The 16785-nt window shown below is 63.1% G+C and carries 17 protein-coding genes; 9 read left to right on the top strand and 8 right to left on the bottom strand.

The window, feature by feature from the left end; translation table 11 throughout:
- Nucleotides 1-62: 62 nt before the first annotated feature.
- Nucleotides 63-551 (top strand): cupin domain-containing protein, encoded by a 489-nt coding sequence (locus tag CIT26_RS25715; RefSeq protein ID WP_167391535.1) that lies wholly within the window; start codon nucleotides 63-65, stop codon nucleotides 549-551.
- Nucleotides 552-568: 17 nt separating this feature from the next.
- On the opposite strand, the gene CIT26_RS25710 is transcribed toward CIT26_RS25715, so the two are convergent.
- The 8 genes from CIT26_RS25710 to CIT26_RS25675 all read right to left on the bottom strand — a co-directional run bounded on the left by CIT26_RS25710 (nucleotide 569) and on the right by CIT26_RS25675 (nucleotide 9352).
- The gene (locus tag CIT26_RS25710; RefSeq protein WP_095495167.1) at nucleotides 569-1645 is read right to left on the bottom strand and encodes an ABC transporter ATP-binding protein; all 1077 of its coding nucleotides are present in this window, start codon (nucleotides 1643-1645) and stop codon (nucleotides 569-571) included.
- Nucleotides 1642-2442, bottom strand: coding sequence for an ABC transporter permease (locus CIT26_RS25705; protein ID WP_095495166.1), 801 nt, complete (start codon nucleotides 2440-2442; stop codon nucleotides 1642-1644). Before CIT26_RS25705 ends, CIT26_RS25710 begins: the two co-directional genes overlap by 4 nt.
- Nucleotide 2443: 1 nt before the next feature.
- Nucleotides 2444-3304, bottom strand: a complete 861-nt coding sequence (locus tag CIT26_RS25700) for an ABC transporter permease (protein WP_095495165.1) — start codon at nucleotides 3302-3304, stop codon at nucleotides 2444-2446.
- Nucleotides 3305-3373: 69 nt separating this feature from the next.
- Nucleotides 3374-4378 carry an ABC transporter substrate-binding protein gene (locus CIT26_RS25695; protein WP_095495164.1) on the bottom strand — a complete coding sequence of 335 codons (1005 nt, stop codon included), beginning with the start codon at nucleotides 4376-4378 and terminating at the stop codon, nucleotides 3374-3376.
- Nucleotides 4379-4442: 64 nt separating this feature from the next.
- Nucleotides 4443-5918 (bottom strand): aldehyde dehydrogenase, encoded by a 1476-nt coding sequence (locus tag CIT26_RS25690; protein WP_095495163.1) that lies wholly within the window; start codon nucleotides 5916-5918, stop codon nucleotides 4443-4445.
- On the bottom strand, nucleotides 5915-6967 hold the full coding sequence (locus CIT26_RS25685) for an LLM class flavin-dependent oxidoreductase (RefSeq protein ID WP_095495162.1): 1053 nt from the start codon (nucleotides 6965-6967) through the stop codon (nucleotides 5915-5917). The genes CIT26_RS25690 and CIT26_RS25685 overlap by 4 nt, the downstream gene beginning before the upstream one ends.
- Nucleotides 6964-8772 carry an alpha/beta fold hydrolase gene (locus CIT26_RS25680; RefSeq protein WP_095495161.1) on the bottom strand — a complete coding sequence of 603 codons (1809 nt, stop codon included), beginning with the start codon at nucleotides 8770-8772 and terminating at the stop codon, nucleotides 6964-6966. The genes CIT26_RS25685 and CIT26_RS25680 overlap by 4 nt, the downstream gene beginning before the upstream one ends.
- The gene (locus CIT26_RS25675) at nucleotides 8765-9352 is read right to left on the bottom strand and encodes an amino acid synthesis family protein (RefSeq protein ID WP_095495160.1); all 588 of its coding nucleotides are present in this window, start codon (nucleotides 9350-9352) and stop codon (nucleotides 8765-8767) included. Before CIT26_RS25675 ends, CIT26_RS25680 begins: the two co-directional genes overlap by 8 nt.
- 146 nt (nucleotides 9353-9498) lie before the next feature.
- Between CIT26_RS25675 and CIT26_RS25670 the strand changes: the two genes are divergently transcribed.
- The 8 genes from CIT26_RS25670 to CIT26_RS25635 all read left to right on the top strand — a co-directional run bounded on the left by CIT26_RS25670 (nucleotide 9499) and on the right by CIT26_RS25635 (nucleotide 16760).
- Nucleotides 9499-10170 carry a GntR family transcriptional regulator gene (locus tag CIT26_RS25670; protein ID WP_095495159.1) on the top strand — a complete coding sequence of 224 codons (672 nt, stop codon included), beginning with the start codon at nucleotides 9499-9501 and terminating at the stop codon, nucleotides 10168-10170.
- 139 nt (nucleotides 10171-10309) lie between these two features.
- The gene (locus tag CIT26_RS38545) at nucleotides 10310-10813 is read left to right on the top strand and encodes a sulfocyanin-like copper-binding protein (protein WP_342587040.1); all 504 of its coding nucleotides are present in this window, start codon (nucleotides 10310-10312) and stop codon (nucleotides 10811-10813) included.
- A gap of 439 nt (nucleotides 10814-11252) precedes the next feature.
- Nucleotides 11253-12074, top strand: coding sequence for an SDR family oxidoreductase (locus tag CIT26_RS25660; protein WP_167391533.1), 822 nt, complete (start codon nucleotides 11253-11255; stop codon nucleotides 12072-12074).
- A gap of 10 nt (nucleotides 12075-12084) precedes the next feature.
- On the top strand, nucleotides 12085-13032 hold the full coding sequence (locus CIT26_RS25655) for a 3-hydroxyacyl-CoA dehydrogenase (protein ID WP_095495158.1): 948 nt from the start codon (nucleotides 12085-12087) through the stop codon (nucleotides 13030-13032).
- Nucleotides 13029-13991, top strand: coding sequence for a 3,5-dioxohexanoate:acetyl-CoA acetone transferase (kce, locus tag CIT26_RS25650; protein ID WP_095495157.1), 963 nt, complete (start codon nucleotides 13029-13031; stop codon nucleotides 13989-13991). The genes CIT26_RS25655 and kce overlap by 4 nt, the downstream gene beginning before the upstream one ends.
- A 13-nt stretch (nucleotides 13992-14004) precedes the next feature.
- Nucleotides 14005-14382: an SMP-30/gluconolactonase/LRE family protein gene (locus CIT26_RS25645; protein ID WP_280951134.1), complete on the top strand. Its 378-nt coding sequence runs from the start codon at nucleotides 14005-14007 to the stop codon at nucleotides 14380-14382.
- Nucleotides 14383-14479: 97 nt separating this feature from the next.
- A complete protein-coding gene (locus CIT26_RS25640) occupies nucleotides 14480-15691 on the top strand; it encodes an acyl-CoA dehydrogenase family protein (protein ID WP_095495156.1) in 1212 nt (403 codons plus the stop codon).
- Between the two features lie 31 nt (nucleotides 15692-15722).
- Complete coding sequence (locus CIT26_RS25635) at nucleotides 15723-16760, top strand: phosphotransferase family protein (protein WP_095495155.1); 1038 nt, start codon at nucleotides 15723-15725, stop codon at nucleotides 16758-16760.
- The last annotated feature ends 25 nt before the right edge of the window (nucleotides 16761-16785 follow it).

The following is a 16785-nucleotide window of genomic DNA, read 5'->3' as shown; positions in this document are numbered from 1 at the left end:
ATCGACGGGCGAGCACGGGCCTATCTCTTGGTGAGCCACCTGAACCGCAAAGGAGATCGACGATGGATGCCAAAGTTAAAGCAGCCGAGCCGTTCGTTCGCGAGCCGGCGGTCGGCTCGACGCTCAACGTTCTGAGCATCACCCATATCTACAAAGCCACCGGCGCCGAGACAGAGGGGTCCTTCTCGCTTTGGGAGTCCGTGGTTCCGCCGGGCGCGGGAGTACCACCGCACACCCATGCCCGTGAGGATGAAGCCTTCTATGTGCTGAGCGGCGAACTCGTCATCGAATTCGAGGGCGAATCCGCGCCCCATCGCGTTGCGCCCGGCGGTTTCTTCTTCGGCTCACGCGGCCGGCGCCATGCCATCCGCAATGTCGGCGACAAGCCGGCCCGCGTGCTCGTCTTTTGCGCGCCGAGTTGCGGCCTTGATCAGATGTTTGCGGAATTGGACGCCGCGACCGCCGCCGGCATGCCGGAAATGGGAAAGGTCTTGGCCATCGCCGCCAAATACGGCGTCACCATCGAGCCGCCGGCTGATCCGCCGCGCTGAGGTCAAACTGTCGTCTGTCAGGCCGGAAACAGAAATGCGGCGGCGGGATCGAAAAAAATCTGTCTGCGCGAGGCGATGCCTTCATGTGCTTGCGCCATGTCGGATGTCGGCCTGACGTCGATCTCCTGGCCGGCGGCCGTGCGCGCGATGACGCGCCGCCGTTCGCCGAAGAAAGCGGTGTCGATGAATTCGACCGCAAGCCCGGCAGTCGCCGGGCCGGGTTTCAGCCGAAACGCTTCCGGTCGCACCATCAGCCTGGTCTTCTGGCCATGGCTGAAGTCCTGATCGATCCTGACCCCAGAGACAACCGAGCCATCGGCCAGGCGGATCGTGGCGGAGCCGTTGACGGTTTCAAGATGTTCGGCCGGCAGGAAATTGGAATTTCCGATGAAGCTGGCCACGAATTCGCTCGCAGGTCTCAGATAGAGGTCCTCACCGGTGCCGATCTGCTCGATGCGCCCGTCCCGAAACAAGGCGATGCGATCCGAAAGATGCAGCGCCTCGTCCTGATCGTGGGTGACGTACAGGATCGTTACGCCGGTTTCGCGGTGGATGCGCCGTATCTCGGCCTGGATTTCCTCGCGCAGCTTCTTGTCGAGCGCCGAAAGCGGCTCGTCCATCAGAAGGATCGGCGGATCGTAGGCCAGCGCCCGGGCAAGCGCCACGCGCTGCTGCTGTCCGCCGGACAGCGCGCCAGGATATCGGCCGCCGAAACTCTCGAGCCGCACCAGCGACAGCATCTCGGTGACTTTTCGTTTCACCTCGGCGTCCGGCCGGCGGCGCACGCGCAACGGAAAGGCAACGTTCTCGGCGACCGTGAGATGCTGGAACAGTGTGTAGCGCTGGAACACCATGCCGATATTGCGCTTGTGCGACGGCACCGACAACAGCGACCTGCCTTCGAGAAGAACGTTGCCGGATGTCGGCTGCTGAAAGCCGGCGATCACGTAGAGCGTCGTCGACTTGCCGGAGCCGGAAGGGCCGAGAAAGGTTAGGAACTCGCCCTTGGGTATATCGATCGTGACATCGTGCACGGCGACGAAGCTGCCGAATGTCTTGCGCAGGTCGCGAATGAAGAGGAACGGTTCGATCATTTCGACAATTTCCGCCGAATGAGTGCGGTTACGATCATCAGGCTCAGCGTCAGGAGAACGAGAAGGCTGGACGCCGCGGCGATGACCGGGCTCAGATCCTGGCGCAGGCTGCCCCAGATCTTGACCGGCAAAGTCTGCAAGGTGGGGCTGGCCATGAAGATCGCGACCACCACCTCGTCCCATGAGGCGAGAAAGGCGAAGATCGCCGCCGAGAAGATCCCGATCTTGATCGCCGGCAAGGTGACCCGGAGTTTTGCTTCGAATGGGCTTGCGCCGCAGACGATCGCCGCATCCTCGATGGATTTGTCGAACCCTTCGAGTGCCGCGGTGATGGGAATGATGGCGAAGGGGAGTGCCAGGACTGTGTGTGCGATGACGAAGCCTGCCGTGGTGCCGCCGAGCCCGATCCGCAGGAAGAATGCATAGATGGCGATGGCGAAGACGACGACCGGCAGCACCATTGGCGTCAGCAGCAGGCCGCGAAGCGTGTTGCGCCCGCGAAACTGTCCCCTGACCAGGGCGAAAGAAGCCAGGAGCCCGATGACGACGGCGAGAATCGCGGCCGTGGTGGCAATGCGCGCGCTGGTCAGCGCCGCTTCGAGCCAGGCCGGATCGGCGAAGAGCTCCTCATACCATTTCAGCGTCCAGCCGGGCGGCGGAAAAGCCAGCCACCGCGACGATCCGAACGACAGCAGCACGATGAAAACTACCGGCAGTAGCAGAAACGCGGCAACCAGGCCGGTGAACCCCAGAAGTGCTGCGCGCAGCCAGCCCAGCCGGTCGTAGTCGAGCAGCATCTCAGATGCCTCCTGTCATGCGCTTGGCGCCGACGAGGCGCAGTTGCAGCGCGTAGAGTGCCATGGTGACCAAAAGCAGGATGAAAGCCGCCGCGCTTCCGAGCCCCCAGTTGAGCAAGGACTGGATCATCTGGGCGATCATTGCGGCGAGCATCATGTTGGAGGTGCCGCCGAGCAGCGTGGGCGTCACGAAATAGCCGAGCGACATGACGAAAACCATCAGGCCGCCTGCAGCGATTCCGGGAAGCGACAATGGCAGCAGGATGCGGCGGAAGGCGTCGAAGGGGCTCGCACCGCACAGAGCGGCGGCGCGCAGCGTCATCGGATCAATGGCGCGCAGCGTTCCGACCAGTGGCAGTATCATGAACGGCAGCATGATGTAGACCATGCCGATGGTGACGCCAGTCAGGTTGTTGATCAGCGGCAGCGGCTCGCTGATCAGGCCGATATCCATCAGCGTCCGATTGATGACGCCGGTGCGTTGAAGCAGCACCATCCAGGCATAGGTGCGGGTGAGCAGGTTGGTCCACATCGACAGGATGATGATGCCGAAGACGATCGAGCCGAGGGCGGGCGGCATGATCGCCAGCATCCAGGCGACCGGAAACGCCACGATGACAGTGACGGCGGTGACGACGGTGGCGACCAGAAAGGTGTTGAAGAAGACCCGCGCGTAGGTACCGTCGCCAAACAGGGTGGCGTAGTTCTGCAGGCCCGGTACGGGATCGGTCACGCTGCGCAACAGCAATGCCACGACCGGCACCACGAAGAACAGGGTGATGAGGGTCAGCGCCGGCAAGGCGCCGCCGATGCCGTCTGACCTTCGGAGGATTGGCAGTCGATGAAGCAAATTGCCCGACATGGCGATGATCCCGGCAGCTCAGGCGGGACGCCTAGCGACGCCCCGCCGGTTCATGGGTGAGATCGGCGGCTATTTGGCCTGCCAGGCGTACCAACGCTCCGCGATCTTATCGCGGTTCTCAGCCCAGTAGTTCATGTCGAGGTCGATTTGTCCGTCGACATAGGCGTCCGGCAACGACTTGACGACATCGGCCGGCATTTCGGCCTTGGCTGCCGTGTTGATCGGTGCGTAGCCGCTTGCTTCAGCAAACATTGCCTGGCTTTTCGCGCTTGTCGCCGTGGCCAGGAATTTCATCGCGCTCGCCTTGTTCTTCGAACCCTTGGGGATGACGAGTACATCGGCGGCAGTCATGTTCTGTTTCCAGGATGCCCCGACATCGGCGCCGTCCTGCTGGAGGGCGAAGACTCGCCCGTTCCAGAGCTGCCCGAAGGCTGCTTCACCGGAGGCGATCAGCTGCTGCGACTGCGCGCCGCTGTCCCACCAGACGATTTCCGACTTGATCGTGTCGAGTTTCTTGAACGCCCGGTCGAGGTCGAGCGGATAGAGCTTGTCTGCAGGCACGCCGTCGGCCAGCAGCGCAATCTCGATGACGCCCGGTGCCGACCATTTGTAAAACGTGCGTTTGCCGGGAAATTTCGTCAGGTCGAACATGTCGGCCCAGCCGGTTGGCTCGCCCGACACGGCCCCTTTGTTCCAGGCAAGAACGAATGAATAGTAGAAGCTGCCGACCGCATGGTCGGTGGTGAAGCGAGGATCGAGATCGGCTTTCGGCACGACGTTGAAATCGATCGGCTCTAGCAGGCCGTCCTTGGCCGCTTTGATGGCGAAATCCATTTCGACATCGACGACATCCCAGGCGACGCTGCCGCCTTCCACCATGGCCTTCAGCTTGCCGTAGTCCGTCGGGCCGTCCTGCAGGACCTTGATGCCGGAACTGGCTTCGAACGGAGCAGCCCAGGATTTGGTCTGCGCCTCCTGGGTGGTTCCGCCCCAGCTGGTGAACACCATTTCATCGGCCCGTGCGGCGGTGGCTGCCAAGAGTCCGGCCAAAATGCCGGTCAAAATCAGTTTCATGTCATTCTCCTCTGTTGGTCGCTTGGTTTCTTGTTTTTATGAAATTGCGCGATTGGCGCTGCCCTCATCGCATGACGAACGGGTCCGGGATTGGCTCGTCGGATATCCGTATCCAGACGGATTTCGAGCGCGTGTAATCGCGGATGGCGTCAAGTCCGCCCTCACGGCCGAGCCCCGACTGACCATAGCCGCCGAACGGCACGAGCGGCGAAACGGCGCGGTATGTGTTGACCCAGACGACGCCGGCATGGATTTCGCGCGCCATGCGGTGCGCCTTGGCGAGATTGGTGGTGAACACGCCCGAGGCCAGGCCGAACGGCGTATCGTTGGCAAGCGCCAGGGCTTCGGCTTCCGTGTCGAAGGCGAGAACGCTGAGCACCGGACCGAACAATTCCTCCCGCAAGCAGGGCAGTCCTGGATTCTCGGCGTCGATGATGGTCGGTGCGTAGTAGAAGCCGTGCGGATGATCGTCGGGCCTTTTTCCGCCGGTGACCAGCGTCCCGCCCTTGGCGAGGCTCTCGGCAACGACGTTCTCGATCCATTCACGCTGGCGTGGCGTTGCCAGCGGTCCCATTTCGGTGGCCGGATCCTGCGGATTACCAATTTTGATGGCCTCGGCCTTGTGCTTCAGCCTGTCCAGGAACTCGGCCTTTATCGAACGCTCGACAAGCAGCCGGGAGCCGGCGACGCAGCTTTGTCCAGACGCCGCAAAAATCCCGGCCACGACCGCGTTGGCCGCACTGTCCAGGTCGGCGTCGGCGAAAACGACAACGGGACTTTTCCCGCCCAGCTCCAGCGTCGTATAGGCGAGATTTTCCGCCGTGTTGCGGACGATAGCGCGAGCGGTCGAAGGTCCGCCGGTGAAGGCGACGCGTGAAACCAGCGGATGACTTGTCAGGCGCCGGCCGCAATCGTGCCCGAACCCGGTCAGTATGTTGACGCTTCCGGCGGGAAATCCGGCCTCGTGAACGAGTTCGGCGAAGGCCAGCAGCGGTGCTGGGCCGTCTTCCGAGGCTTTCAAGACGACCGTGCAGCCGGCCGCCAGTGCCGGACCGAGCTTGACGGCCGAAAGGAAGAGCTGCGAATTCCACGGCACGACGGCAGCGACGACGCCGATCGGCTCGCGCCTGATGGTGACGTCCATATCGGCCTTGTCGATGGGCAGATGCGAGCCTTCATGCTTGTCGGCAAGCCCGCCATAGTAGCGGTAATAGTCGCCGACATAGGCGATCTGGGCGCGGGTCTCGCGGATGATCTTGCCGGTGTCGCGCGTTTCCAGTTCGGCCAGGCGGCCGGCATTGGCGACGACCAGGTCGCCGAGGCGCACCAGCAGCTTGCCGCGGGCGGTCGCTGTCAGCGAGGCCCACGCGGCAGAGTGCAGCGTCCGGTGCGCCGCCTCGACGGCGCGGTCGACATCGGCCTCGGTTGCGGCGGGCATCGTCGCCCAGGGCGCTCCGGTTGATGGATCGATGCTTTCGAAGGTGGCTGTCGGCGTATCGAACGCCCCATCTATGAAGTTGCTGAAGGCCACAAGGGTCATTGCGGCCTCCCATGCCCGAAGGCCGGCATCACCTTGTCGACAAACAGCTGCAGCGACTTCTTCTTGCGTTCGTGCGGCAGGCCGCTGTCGATCCAGATCGAATATTGGTCGTAGCCGAGCGCCTCATATGCCTTCAGCCGGGCGATCACCTCTTCGGCTTCGCCGATAACCAGGTTCTGTCGCATTTTGTCGGGCGCGTATTGCGGCATGGCCGCGATCTCGTCGCCGGTGAGCGCTTCCAATATGCCTTGGCGAACAGGCTTCTTGTTCTGGAACCACGCGCCGAACTGGCAGTAGAACAGCGACAGGTCCTTCGTCAGCTGCTCCGCATCGGCGGCGTCTTCTGCAACGAATGTGTGCATCAGCAGCATGATCTCGGGGCGGGCCATGTCGGGATGCGCGGCGCACGCCGCGTTGAAGCGCTCCATCAGGCTGGTTACCTCGTCATCGCCGGAGGCGAGCGGCGTCACCTGGACGTTGCAGCCGTTGGAGACGGCGAAGTCATGCGAGTTCGGATCGCGCGCCGCCACCCAGATCGGCGGGTGGGGTTTTTGCACCGGCTTGGGCGACGAGGTGGTGGAGGGAAACGACCAGAACTCCCCGGACATCTCGAAGTCGCCTTGCCAGAGGCCCTTGATAGCGGGGATGATCTCGCGCATGCGCTGGCCCGCGCCCCAGGCATCGAGCCCAGGGAACAGGCGTTGGTATTCGTAGCTGTAGGCGCCGCGGGCGATGCCGATGTCGAGCCGGCCGCCCGTGACGACATCGGTCATGGCTGCCTCGCCGGCGAGCTTGATCGGATGCCAGAACGGCGCGATGACCGTTCCTGTGCCGAGCCGGATGCGCTTCGTCCTGGCGCCGAGATAGGCGATGTTGATGAACGGGTTTGGCGAGATGGTGAACTCCATACCGTGGTGTTCGCCGATCCAGGCCGTCTCGAAGCCTGCCGCCTCGACCATCAGGACCAACTCCTCGAGCTCGTCGATGAGCTCGGCATGCGGCTTTGCCGGGTCCGAGCGTTCCATATGGACGAAGAGCGAGAACTTCATATCTGTTGACCCGGATTGGAAGTGTTCATGGATACCGGCCTGGCGAGCGGGCGGACTTCACCTTCGACCTCGTTGCCGACATAGACCCCAAACGCATCCTCCCGACATTCGCGCACATAGCGGGCGAGCATCGAGCGCACGGCAGCGTCGGCGATGTTCAGTCCGGCAATCCTGTCGATGTCGACGAGCCGGACCTGGCGATCGCTGGAGTGGGGCTCGACTACCGTGCCGCGGTAGTAGACATGCGTTCGCGATGGATTTGCGGCGTCATCCCAGACCGCAAACAGGAATCCGAGATGAGCCTGGATGTCTTTCGCAGCGAGGCATCCCTTGAGGCTTCGCGTGTCGCCGGGCGTCCCGAGCCCTCGGCCCGCCGGCAATTCGAAAAAGCCGTCGACGGTTTCGAAGAACAGCACGCGGCCTTCATCTTCGAGGATAGCGCCGACCTCCATGTCCGGAGGCGCCGCCGCCAGCGCTTCCTGGCTGAGACCGGGCGAGACATAGGCGCCACGGCAATAGCCGAGGGGCTGCGATGAATTGTGGGAGAATTCGCGAACGCGGCCGATGAGGATCGAATGGTCGCCGGCGTCGACCAACTGCTCCATGTCACAGTCAAACGTAGCCACCGATCCAGCGAGCAGCGGGCTGCCGGTCGGGCCGAAGCGCCACTCGACAGCCGAGAACTTGTCCTGCGATTTCGAAGCGAAGACGCCGGATGCGGCTCGCTGTTCCTCCGAGAGCACGTTGACGGCAAAGCACTTCGAGGTCGAAAACACCGGATGACCCAGCGCTTTCTTGGCGATGCAGACCAGCACAAGCGGCGGATCGAGCGAAACGGATGTAAACGAATTGGCGGTGAAGCCTCGAGGCTCTCCTTCCGGCCCGATCGCGGTGACGATGGTAACGCCGGTCAGGAAGGAACCGAGCGCCCGCCTGAATTCGCCCGCGTCGAAGGCTGCGTCCATCGCCGGTCGCGCCGAGGCGCTTGCGCCGTCGTTGCTGTCGAGAAAATCGACAATGCGCCGTGTGACCGTGTCAGGCGAGGCTACGGCCATCATGTGTCTTTCGCCCTCCAGAACGACGCAGCGACCGCGCGGCGCGAGGCGCGCCATCGCCGCCGACATCGCAGGTGACGAATTTCTGTCCTGCGAGCCGGTCATGAACAAGGCCGGCACCGCGAGACCGGGAAGACGATCGCCATGCGCCGCATCCGCATGGGCGAAAAGTCGATATGTGCGAGCATAGCCGTCCGGGTTGACGCTTTGCAGTGCCACGCGCGTCGTCCTTGCGGCCTCGGCCAAGCTGTCGGGGACCGGGTTGCCGAACCAGCGCGCGATCGTTGCATCCGTCCCTGACGGGTTTTCCGCGCCATTCAATTCGGCGGCGCGCTCGCGCACCGCCTGCGCAAGGTCCGCCGGGCGGCGAAAGACCGCGTTGAGCGATACGATGCGGCGGACCCGTTCGGGCGCATCGAGAGCGATTTGCTGCCCGACCAGCGCCCCCATTGAATGGCCAACGATCGAGACAGCATCCAGGCCAAGGTGATCAAGAAGCCGGATTGCCTGTCCTGCATAGTCGGCAAGACTGGCGTCCTCGGGCGGCAGCGGCGACCGGCCATGCCCCAGCATGTCGATCGCGATCACATCCCATCTGCCCTTCATCAGCTCGATCTGGGGCCCCCAGATCGCCGCGTTCATGCCGACGCCGTGGATGAGGAGGACCGGCGCGCCGGATCCGGCGCGGATGTAGCCGGTGCCGTCAGGCGCCGTTCCGCGATGCCAACCACGGTCCGTCAGCTCAGCCATGCAGATCGCCGACCTCCTTGAGATCCTGGTAGCGATCGCCGATGCGATGATGCGGTCGTCCGCCGATCGAGGCGCCAAGCGCCACCACCAGCTCGTCCGGCGCCGGTGCGTCGCCAATCTGGAAATGCACCGTCAGGTAGTGCGAACGTCGGCCTTCATCGTTCTTGTCCATGAGCGGGATCATGATCGGCGTGTTCGGCCCGCCACGCAGATTGGTGAAGGCAAGATAGGTCTTGGCGCCGACGGCACGCCGATAGTGATTGCCGAAATGCAGCGTGTGGATGAGCGCCGAGGCATGCTCGATCTCGCCCGATGTGCCGCAGATTGCGGCCTTGCCGTAGCCTTCGATGGCTTCGCCCGATCCCGCGACTGCGAGGATTTCGCGGGTCAGCATTTCCCCCAAGACCGGCGCATAGGCGCGGATTTCGGGAGAAAGGTCCTCGGTGAAACCGCGCCCGGCCCAGGGATTGTCGAGCACTGCCGCCACGCCGATCAGGCGCAGCGGCCGGGGGGCCGCCTTGCCGCCTTCAATCAGCGTGTTCTCAACATAGGTGACGATCTTTCGGATGGTCGGCTTCATCGAATCCTCTGTGGTCGATCAGGCTGAGACATCCGGAAAAGTTCCTTTGCCTCTACAATCTTATGGTATACCATACTATTGAAGACCAAATGCCTTGTCAACGGATCGTCGAATCTGTTTCTTTGCGGATGCTGGGAGTAGATGAATTGGCCGACGACACACTGAGGATCGAACGATCCACCAAGACGCTGAGAACGCTGGCGCTGGAGCGCATGCGCGACGCGATCATGGGGTTTCACTTCCAGCCCGGCGAACGGTTGGTCGAGCGGCCGCTTTGCGACCAGCTCGGCGTCAGTCGCTCGGTGGTGCGCGAAGTTCTGCGGCAGTTGGAGACCGAAGGCCTTGTCCAGATGATACCGGGCCATGGACCCGCGGTGGCCCGGCCGGATCTCAGCCGCACTGATGAGATTTATGAACTGCGTGCTCTGATGGAGGGCATCGCGGCGCGCGCCTGCGCGCTGACGGCGACTGAGGACCAGATCGCCGCGCTTGAGCGTGCATTGGACGTGCTGCTCACGGCGTGGGCCTCAACCAATCCGATCGAGGTGATGCGGGCGACGACAAAATTCTATGAAGTGCTTTTCGATGCCGCCGACAAGCGCATCGCCTGGGAGATCGTCCAGGGGCTGAACGTCCGCATCAACCAGCTGCGTTCCATGACCATCGCTTCGGAGAATCGTCGCGATGCCGCAATTGCCGAAATGACCGATATTATGAACGCGATCAAGTCGCGCAACGGCGATGAGGCCGAAGCGGCGGCCCGGCGGCATGTGGAGCAGGCTTGGCGAATTGCGCAACAGACCCTTCGCAACAGCTGAAGCAGAAACTTCACATTACGGAATCACCCGTCGCCCTCGCACTGACGCACTGCAGGCAATTCCAACGCGCATCCCGATGATATAGCAGCAATGGCGTTGTTTCTGACGGCTGACAATAGCGCACTCTGGGTTTGCTGGTGTGGATGCTATTTCGAGCGTATTCTCTTCCTTAGGGAACAAGCCAGGTCGACCTCGATTGGCGGTCGCTTGCGCTCGGCCGCCCCGCTCGGGAGGAGCCTCTGATTGCGATGGCGCGCTTTGCCCACCTTGCTCTTCTCGCCGTCGCCTTGGGATTTTTGCCTGGAATTGCACTGGCTGGGGAGCCTTTCGTCCCGAGCTGGATCAAGAACGATCCCGCAGCCAAGACAGTGGCCATAGAGATTGTTGCCGATTGGAACCAAGTCGAGCGGTATGCAGGGACAACATCCGGACCGACATTATCGACTTCAACGGTTACTGGGGCGGCAATCTCACCATCGTCGTGCCAGCAGAATGGTCGGTAGAGATCGAGTTCATCAATGGCTCCTCGTCTTTCCGGCACAGCCTGATGGTGACCAGGGTCTACGCTCAGTCAGAGATGCCAGTGAAGTTGACGGCCGAGGATGCGATCTGGGGTGTACACCGATCCGCCAGAGGGAATTAAAATCAATGAGCGGAGGCAACTCAACTTTGTTGCGCAGCAGGCCGGGAGCTATTTCCTCGCCTGTGCGAGGCAAACGCATCTGATGGACGGACACTGGATCGGTTTCGAGGTGAGAGATAGGATCGAGCAGGCCGTGGCAATCATAGACGAAAACAAGTTTCCGCAGGAGCAGCCTCCAGGGCGCCCTTAGGGGCTATGCGAGCAAGCCGCGCGTTATGTCTTGGTCGTGGAGATCAATGCAAATCCATGGGCGGCTTACCTGAAATTCGAAAGTCTGACGTGCCCGAGCAGCTGCCTTTGCTCGCCAAGCCACCAGCGGGCAATGCTTTCGTCACTATTTCAGCTGCCCTATGCGACAAGGGCAATACTGTACGGTTTGGTCGTTCTGGGCGCTGTCGGCGCTGCGCGAACGGCGGCTGCAATGAGAAAGGATCGGACGATGAGTGCGACGGCGATAAGTAAAGGGGCGCCGACATCGGCGGACGATTTTCTAACCGGGCTGAAGGGGCAGCGCGTGCTGGTGACGGCAGGTGCCGGCGGTATCGGCTTGGCCATTGCCGACACGCTGTCGCGGCTCGGCGCGCGCATCGTCGTTTGCGACGTTTCCGACGAGGCGCTGGCTGCTGCTCCGGACAAGATCGCCCTCGTCGCCGCGGTCAAGGCCGATGTCTCGCGCGAAGACGACGTCGACCGGCTGTTCGAGACTGTGAAGGAAAAGCTCGGCGGCCTCGACGCGCTGATCAACAATGCCGGCATCGCCGGGCCGACCGGCGGCGTCGACGAAATCGAACCGGCAGACTGGCGGCGCTGCATCGACATCTGCCTGACTGGCCAGTTCCTCTGCGCCCGGCGTGCCGTGCCGCTGATCAAGGCGGCGGGCGGCGGCTCGATCGTCTCGATGTCGTCCGCCGCCGGCCGCCACGGCTATGCTTTCCGCACCCCCTATTCGGCGGCCAAGTTCGGCGTCATCGGTTTCACGCAAAGCCTCGCCAAGGAACTCGGGCCGCACGGCATAAGGGTCAACGCCATCCTGCCCGGCATCATCGAGGGACCACGCATCGATAAGGTCATCGCCGACCGGGCCAGGCAGCTCGGTGTGTCGAACAAGGAGATGACGGAGCGCTATCTCCAGAACATCTCGCTGCGCCGCATGACCAGCCCCTATGACGTCGCCGCGATGGTCGCCTTCCTGCTGTCCGATGCAGGGATCAATATTTCCGGCCAGTCGCTCGGCGTCGACGGCAATGTCGAAACGCTTTGAGGAACGGACCATGACGAAGGTAGCAATTGTCGGCAGCGGGTTCATCGGACGGGCCTGGGCGATCAGCTTCGCCCGCGCCGGCCACGATGTGCGGATGTGGGACCAGTCGCCGGCCGCGACGGCCGGCGCGCACGATTACATCGCCGGCGTTCTGGGCGACCTCGCCGCGAACGATCTGCTGCGGGGACAGGCAATCGATGCCGTGCTTGATCGCATCGCCGTCGTTGCGGAGCTGGAAGAAGCGCTGGCCGATGCGGTCCATATCCAGGAGAACACGCCCGAAAGTCTCGACGTGAAGCGCGAGGTGTTCTCCCTGATCGATGCAATTGCCGCTCCGCAAGCGGTGATCGCCAGCTCCACCTCGGCGCTGCTGCCGTCGAAATTCACTGACCATGTGCAAGGGCGGCACCGCTGCCTGGTCGTGCATCCGATCAATCCGCCCTATCTCATCCCGGCCGCGGAAGTCGTACCGGCGCCATGGACCTCTCCCGAAACGGTCGAAACGACCCGCGCCTTCCTCGTCGCCGCAGGCCACGCGCCGCTGGTGATGAAGCACGAGCTCGACGGCTTCATCATGAACCGCCTGCAGGGCGCGCTGCTGGAGGAGGCTTTTCGTCTTGTCGCCGACGGCTATGCCAGCGTCGAGGACGTCGATATCGGCATTCGCGACGGGCTGGCGCTGCGCTGGTCGTTCATGGGTCCGTTCGAAACGATCGACCTCAACGCGCCGGGCGGTGTACGCGACTATGTCGAGCGCTATCAGACGATCTATTCCAACATTTTTCCGCAGATGCAGCGCCGCGTTGACTGGGCCGGCGAGGTCATCGAAACGGTAGAGGCCGACCGCCGCAAGCGGCTGCCGCGGGAAGGACTCGGCGAACGGCAGGTGTGGCGCGACCGCCGGCTGATGGCGCTGGCGGCGCACAAGAAAAAATCGGATCAGGAGTTTGGAAGATGACGGAAACAAGCCGCAAGCCCGGCGCCCAGCTGCCCAAAGGCAAAGTGATCATCACCTGTGCGGTGACCGGGGCGATCCACACACCGACTATGTCGCCCTATCTGCCGATCACGCCGGACCAGATCGCCGCCGAGGCGATCGCGGCCGCGGAGGCAGGTGCGGCGATCCTGCACCTGCATGCCCGTGACCCCGAGACCGGCAAGCCTGACCAGACGCCGGCGGCGTTCGCCCGCTTCCTGCCGCGCATCAAGCAGGCCACCAATGCCGCCATCAACATCACCACTGGCGGCAGTCCCTACATGAAGGTCGAGGAACGCGTGCGCCCGGCCGCCGAGTTCAAGCCTGAGGTCGCCTCGCTCAACATGGGCTCAATCAATTTCGGGCTTTATCACCTCGTGGACAAATACGAGACTTTCAAGTTCGACTGGGAAAAGCCGCATCTGGAAGCGACGCGCGACCTTGTCTTCCGCAACTCGTTCAAAGACATCGAATACATTCTTGCGACCTGCTACGACAACGGCACGCGCTTCGAGTTCGAGTGCTACGACATTGCCCATCTCTACAATCTCTCGCACTTCGCCGACCGCGGGCTGGTCAGGCCGCCGTTCTTCGTGCAGTCGGTGTTCGGTCTGCTTGGCGGCATAGGCACGCACCCCGAAGACGTCGCCCATATGAAGCGCACCGCCGACCGGCTGTTCGGCGACCAGTTCCGCTGGTCGGTGCTCGGTGCCGGCGCCAGCCAATTGCGGATCGCGGCCCAATCGGCAGCGCTTGGCGGAAACATCCGCGTCGGGCTCGAAGACAGTCTTTGGGCCGGCAAGGGTAAGCTTGCCAAATCGAACGCCGAGCAGGTGGTGCTTGCCCGCAAGATCATCGAGGGGCTCGGCATGGGGGTGGCGACGCCCGACGAGGCGCGCGAGATCCTGTCACTGAAGGGCGGCGACAAGGTCGCGTTCTGAGGCGGCTCGCGAGATCTGGGCCTACGACTATGACATCGCGACTGGTGCCGCCAGCAACCGGCGCACCTTCGTCCGCGTCGACACCAGCCGGGGTGGCGCTGCCGATGGGTCGACCGTCGATGCCGAAGGCTTCCTCTGGAATGCCCTCGTCTATGACGGCCGGCTGGTGCGTTACGCGCCCGACGGCAATGTCGATCGCATCATCGACATGCCCATCAAGAAGATCACCAGCGTGATGTTCGGCGGACCGAAGCTCGACATCCACTACGTGACCTCGATGGCAAAACCGCCGCTGCCGCGCTTCCCCGGCGATGGCGTCCTGCGCGGCAGCCTGTTCGCAATAACCGGCCTTGGCATCAAGGGCGTGGCGGAACCACGCTTCGCCGGATGACGGCGGCTGCAAAAGGGGATAGAGGCGAATAAGGAAAACGAGCGCTCGCTCGATTTCTAGACGATGGCGGCCACCTCGCTTCGCTGAGAGTTTGTCCATGAATTTCGATATTCCCGCCCGCACCGAAGATTACCGCGTCCGCATTGCCGATTTCGTCGAGCGTGAGATCCTGCCGCTCGAAGCCGACAAGATGTCCTATGACGCGCATGGAAATATCGCCTTGCCGCTGCTGGAGGGGCTTCGCGCCAAGGCGCGGATGGCGGGCCTGTGGTGCCTGCAGCTCAAGCACGAAACCGGCGGCGCCGGTCTCGGCAAGATGGATATGGCGGTCTGCTACGAGGAGATGAACCGGTCGATCTTCGGACCCGTGGTGTTCAATTCGGCAGCGCCCGACGACGGCAACATGATGGTTCTGGAGGCGCTCGGCACGCCGGCGCAGAAGGAAAAATGGCTGAAGCCGATTGTCGAGGGCAAGGTGCGCTCGGCCTTTGCCATGACCGAACCGCACCCCGGCGGCGGTTCGGACCCTTCGATGATCATGACGCGTGCGGAGCGGCGCGGCGACAAATATGTGGTGACCGGCCGCAAATGGTTCATCACCGGCGCGGAGGAGGCCAGCCATTTCATTCTGATCGCGCGAACCTCGGACGACCCGCGTCATGGTCTGTCGGCCCTGATGTTCCACAAGGACCAGCCCGGCTGGCGCATCACGCGCCGCATCGAGATCATGGGCCCGGAGGAGCATGGCGGGCATTGCGAGCTGGAATTCGACGGGCTCGAAATCCCTGTCGAAGATATCCTGGCCGGCGAGGGTAGGGGCATGAAGGTGACGCAGGTGCGGCTCGGCCCGGCGCGACTTACCCACTGCATGCGCTGGCTCGGATTGTCCAAGCGCTGCGTTGAGATCGCGCGCGCCTACGCTGCCGAACGCCATAGTTTCGGCCAGCGCCTCGCCGACCGCGAAAGCGTCCAGCTGAAGCTCGGCGACCTCGCCATGCACATCGAGATCGGCCGCGTCCTGGTGATGAAGGCTGCGTGGGAGCTGGACCGCGGCGCCTTTGCCCGCAAGGAAGTATCGATGGCCAAAGTCCAGGTCGCCAATGTGCTGCATGACGCGGCCGATGTGGCGATCCAGATCAATGGCGCGCGAGGCTATTCCAAGGACACGGTGCTCGAATGGATCTACCGCTATGCTCGCCAGGCGCGGCTGGTGGATGGCGCCGATGAGGTCCACAAGATGGTGCTGAACCGTTTCCTCGATGAGGAAGAGAGGGGCTTCTGGCGCTGGAATGTCGAAGGCGAGGCATAGCGGACGCGCACTGGCGTCTCCGGAGGAAAAGATGGCGCAGCCGTCGAATGCGGATTTCGATCCTGCGGCATTGAAGGGCTTTCTCGCGAACCGCTTCGGCGATGCCGCAATGACGCTCGAGCGGATCGGCGGCGGACAGTCCAACCCTACCTATTTCGTCGACTATGGTGCGCATCGCATGGTGCTGCGCAAGAAGCCGGCCGGGCCGATCCTGCGCGGGGCGCATGCCGTCGACCGCGAATTCCGCGTGCTTGAAGCGCTCGCACCGACCAATGTCCCGGTGCCCGGGCCGGTGCTCTATCACGACGGTGTCGAGCCGCTCGGCACGCCCTTCTACCTGATGGAGCGGCTGGATGGTCGCGTCTTCCACGACTGTTCGCTGCCCGGCCTTTCGCCGGCGGAGCGACGCGGCATCTATTTCGGCATGGCCGAAGCGATGGCCAAATTGCATGCTGTCCGTCCCGGCGCGGTCGGTCTCGGCGACTACGGCCGGCCCGGCAACTATTTCGAGCGCCAGATTGGTCGCTGGACCAGGCAGCTCAGGGAATCGCCGAGCGACAGAATTCCGGCACTCGAAGCGGTCGCCGACTGGCTGCCGCAGCATGTGCCCGCGGATGATGGACGCGTGTCGATCGCCCATGGCGACTTCCGCCTCGGAAATCTGCTGTTCCATCCCGACAAGCCGGAGGTGATCGGCATTCTCGATTGGGAGCTATCGACGATCGGCCATCCGCTCGCCGATCTCGGCTTTTGCTCGATGACCTGGCATTCGACCCCGGACGAATATGGCGGCATCCTCGGCCTCGATCATGCTGCCCTCGGCATCCCCAGCCAGCGCGAATTCCTCGACCATTATTTCGCGCATGCCGTACCCACTGCGCCCTTGCAACGCTTCCACTTGGTTTTTTCGCTGTTCCGTTTCGCGGTGATCTTCATCGGCATCGCCGACCGGGCGCGGGCAGGCAGCGCGGCGTCGGCCGATGCCGCCAGCAAGTCGCCGCTCGCCGGTCGCTTTGCCGCACGTGCTCAAGAGATCATCCAAGGGGCAAGACCGTGGAGCGCCGCCTGAGACGAGCGCTCGCGCCCTGGTCCTT

It is taken from the genome of Mesorhizobium temperatum, from assembly GCF_002284575.1.
Taxonomy (GTDB): Bacteria; Pseudomonadota; Alphaproteobacteria; order Rhizobiales; family Rhizobiaceae; genus Mesorhizobium; species Mesorhizobium temperatum.
This window is presented reverse-complemented; position numbering and strand designations above follow the sequence as displayed.

Coding starts and splice junctions, on each gene's coding strand:
- CIT26_RS25700 (WP_095495165.1), bottom strand. CDS start 3,304: ATGTCGGGCAATTTGCTTCATCGACTGCCAATCCTCCGAAGGTCAGAC.
- CIT26_RS25710 (WP_095495167.1), bottom strand. CDS start 1,645: ATGATCGAACCGTTCCTCTTCATTCGCGACCTGCGCAAGACATTCGGC.
- CIT26_RS25635 (WP_095495155.1), top strand. CDS start 15,723: ATGGCGCAGCCGTCGAATGCGGATTTCGATCCTGCGGCATTGAAGGGC.
- CIT26_RS25705 (WP_095495166.1), bottom strand. CDS start 2,442: ATGCTGCTCGACTACGACCGGCTGGGCTGGCTGCGCGCAGCACTTCTG.
- CIT26_RS25695 (WP_095495164.1), bottom strand. CDS start 4,378: ATGAAACTGATTTTGACCGGCATTTTGGCCGGACTCTTGGCAGCCACC.
- CIT26_RS25640 (WP_095495156.1), top strand. CDS start 14,480: ATGAATTTCGATATTCCCGCCCGCACCGAAGATTACCGCGTCCGCATT.
- CIT26_RS25690 (WP_095495163.1), bottom strand. CDS start 5,918: ATGACCCTTGTGGCCTTCAGCAACTTCATAGATGGGGCGTTCGATACG.
- CIT26_RS25680 (WP_095495161.1), bottom strand. CDS start 8,772: ATGGCTGAGCTGACGGACCGTGGTTGGCATCGCGGAACGGCGCCTGAC.
- CIT26_RS25675 (WP_095495160.1), bottom strand. CDS start 9,352: ATGAAGCCGACCATCCGAAAGATCGTCACCTATGTTGAGAACACGCTG.
- CIT26_RS25715 (WP_167391535.1), top strand. CDS start 63: ATGGATGCCAAAGTTAAAGCAGCCGAGCCGTTCGTTCGCGAGCCGGCG.
- kce (WP_095495157.1), top strand. CDS start 13,029: ATGACGGAAACAAGCCGCAAGCCCGGCGCCCAGCTGCCCAAAGGCAAA.
- CIT26_RS25685 (WP_095495162.1), bottom strand. CDS start 6,967: ATGAAGTTCTCGCTCTTCGTCCATATGGAACGCTCGGACCCGGCAAAG.
- CIT26_RS25655 (WP_095495158.1), top strand. CDS start 12,085: ATGACGAAGGTAGCAATTGTCGGCAGCGGGTTCATCGGACGGGCCTGG.
- CIT26_RS25660 (WP_167391533.1), top strand. CDS start 11,253: ATGAGTGCGACGGCGATAAGTAAAGGGGCGCCGACATCGGCGGACGAT.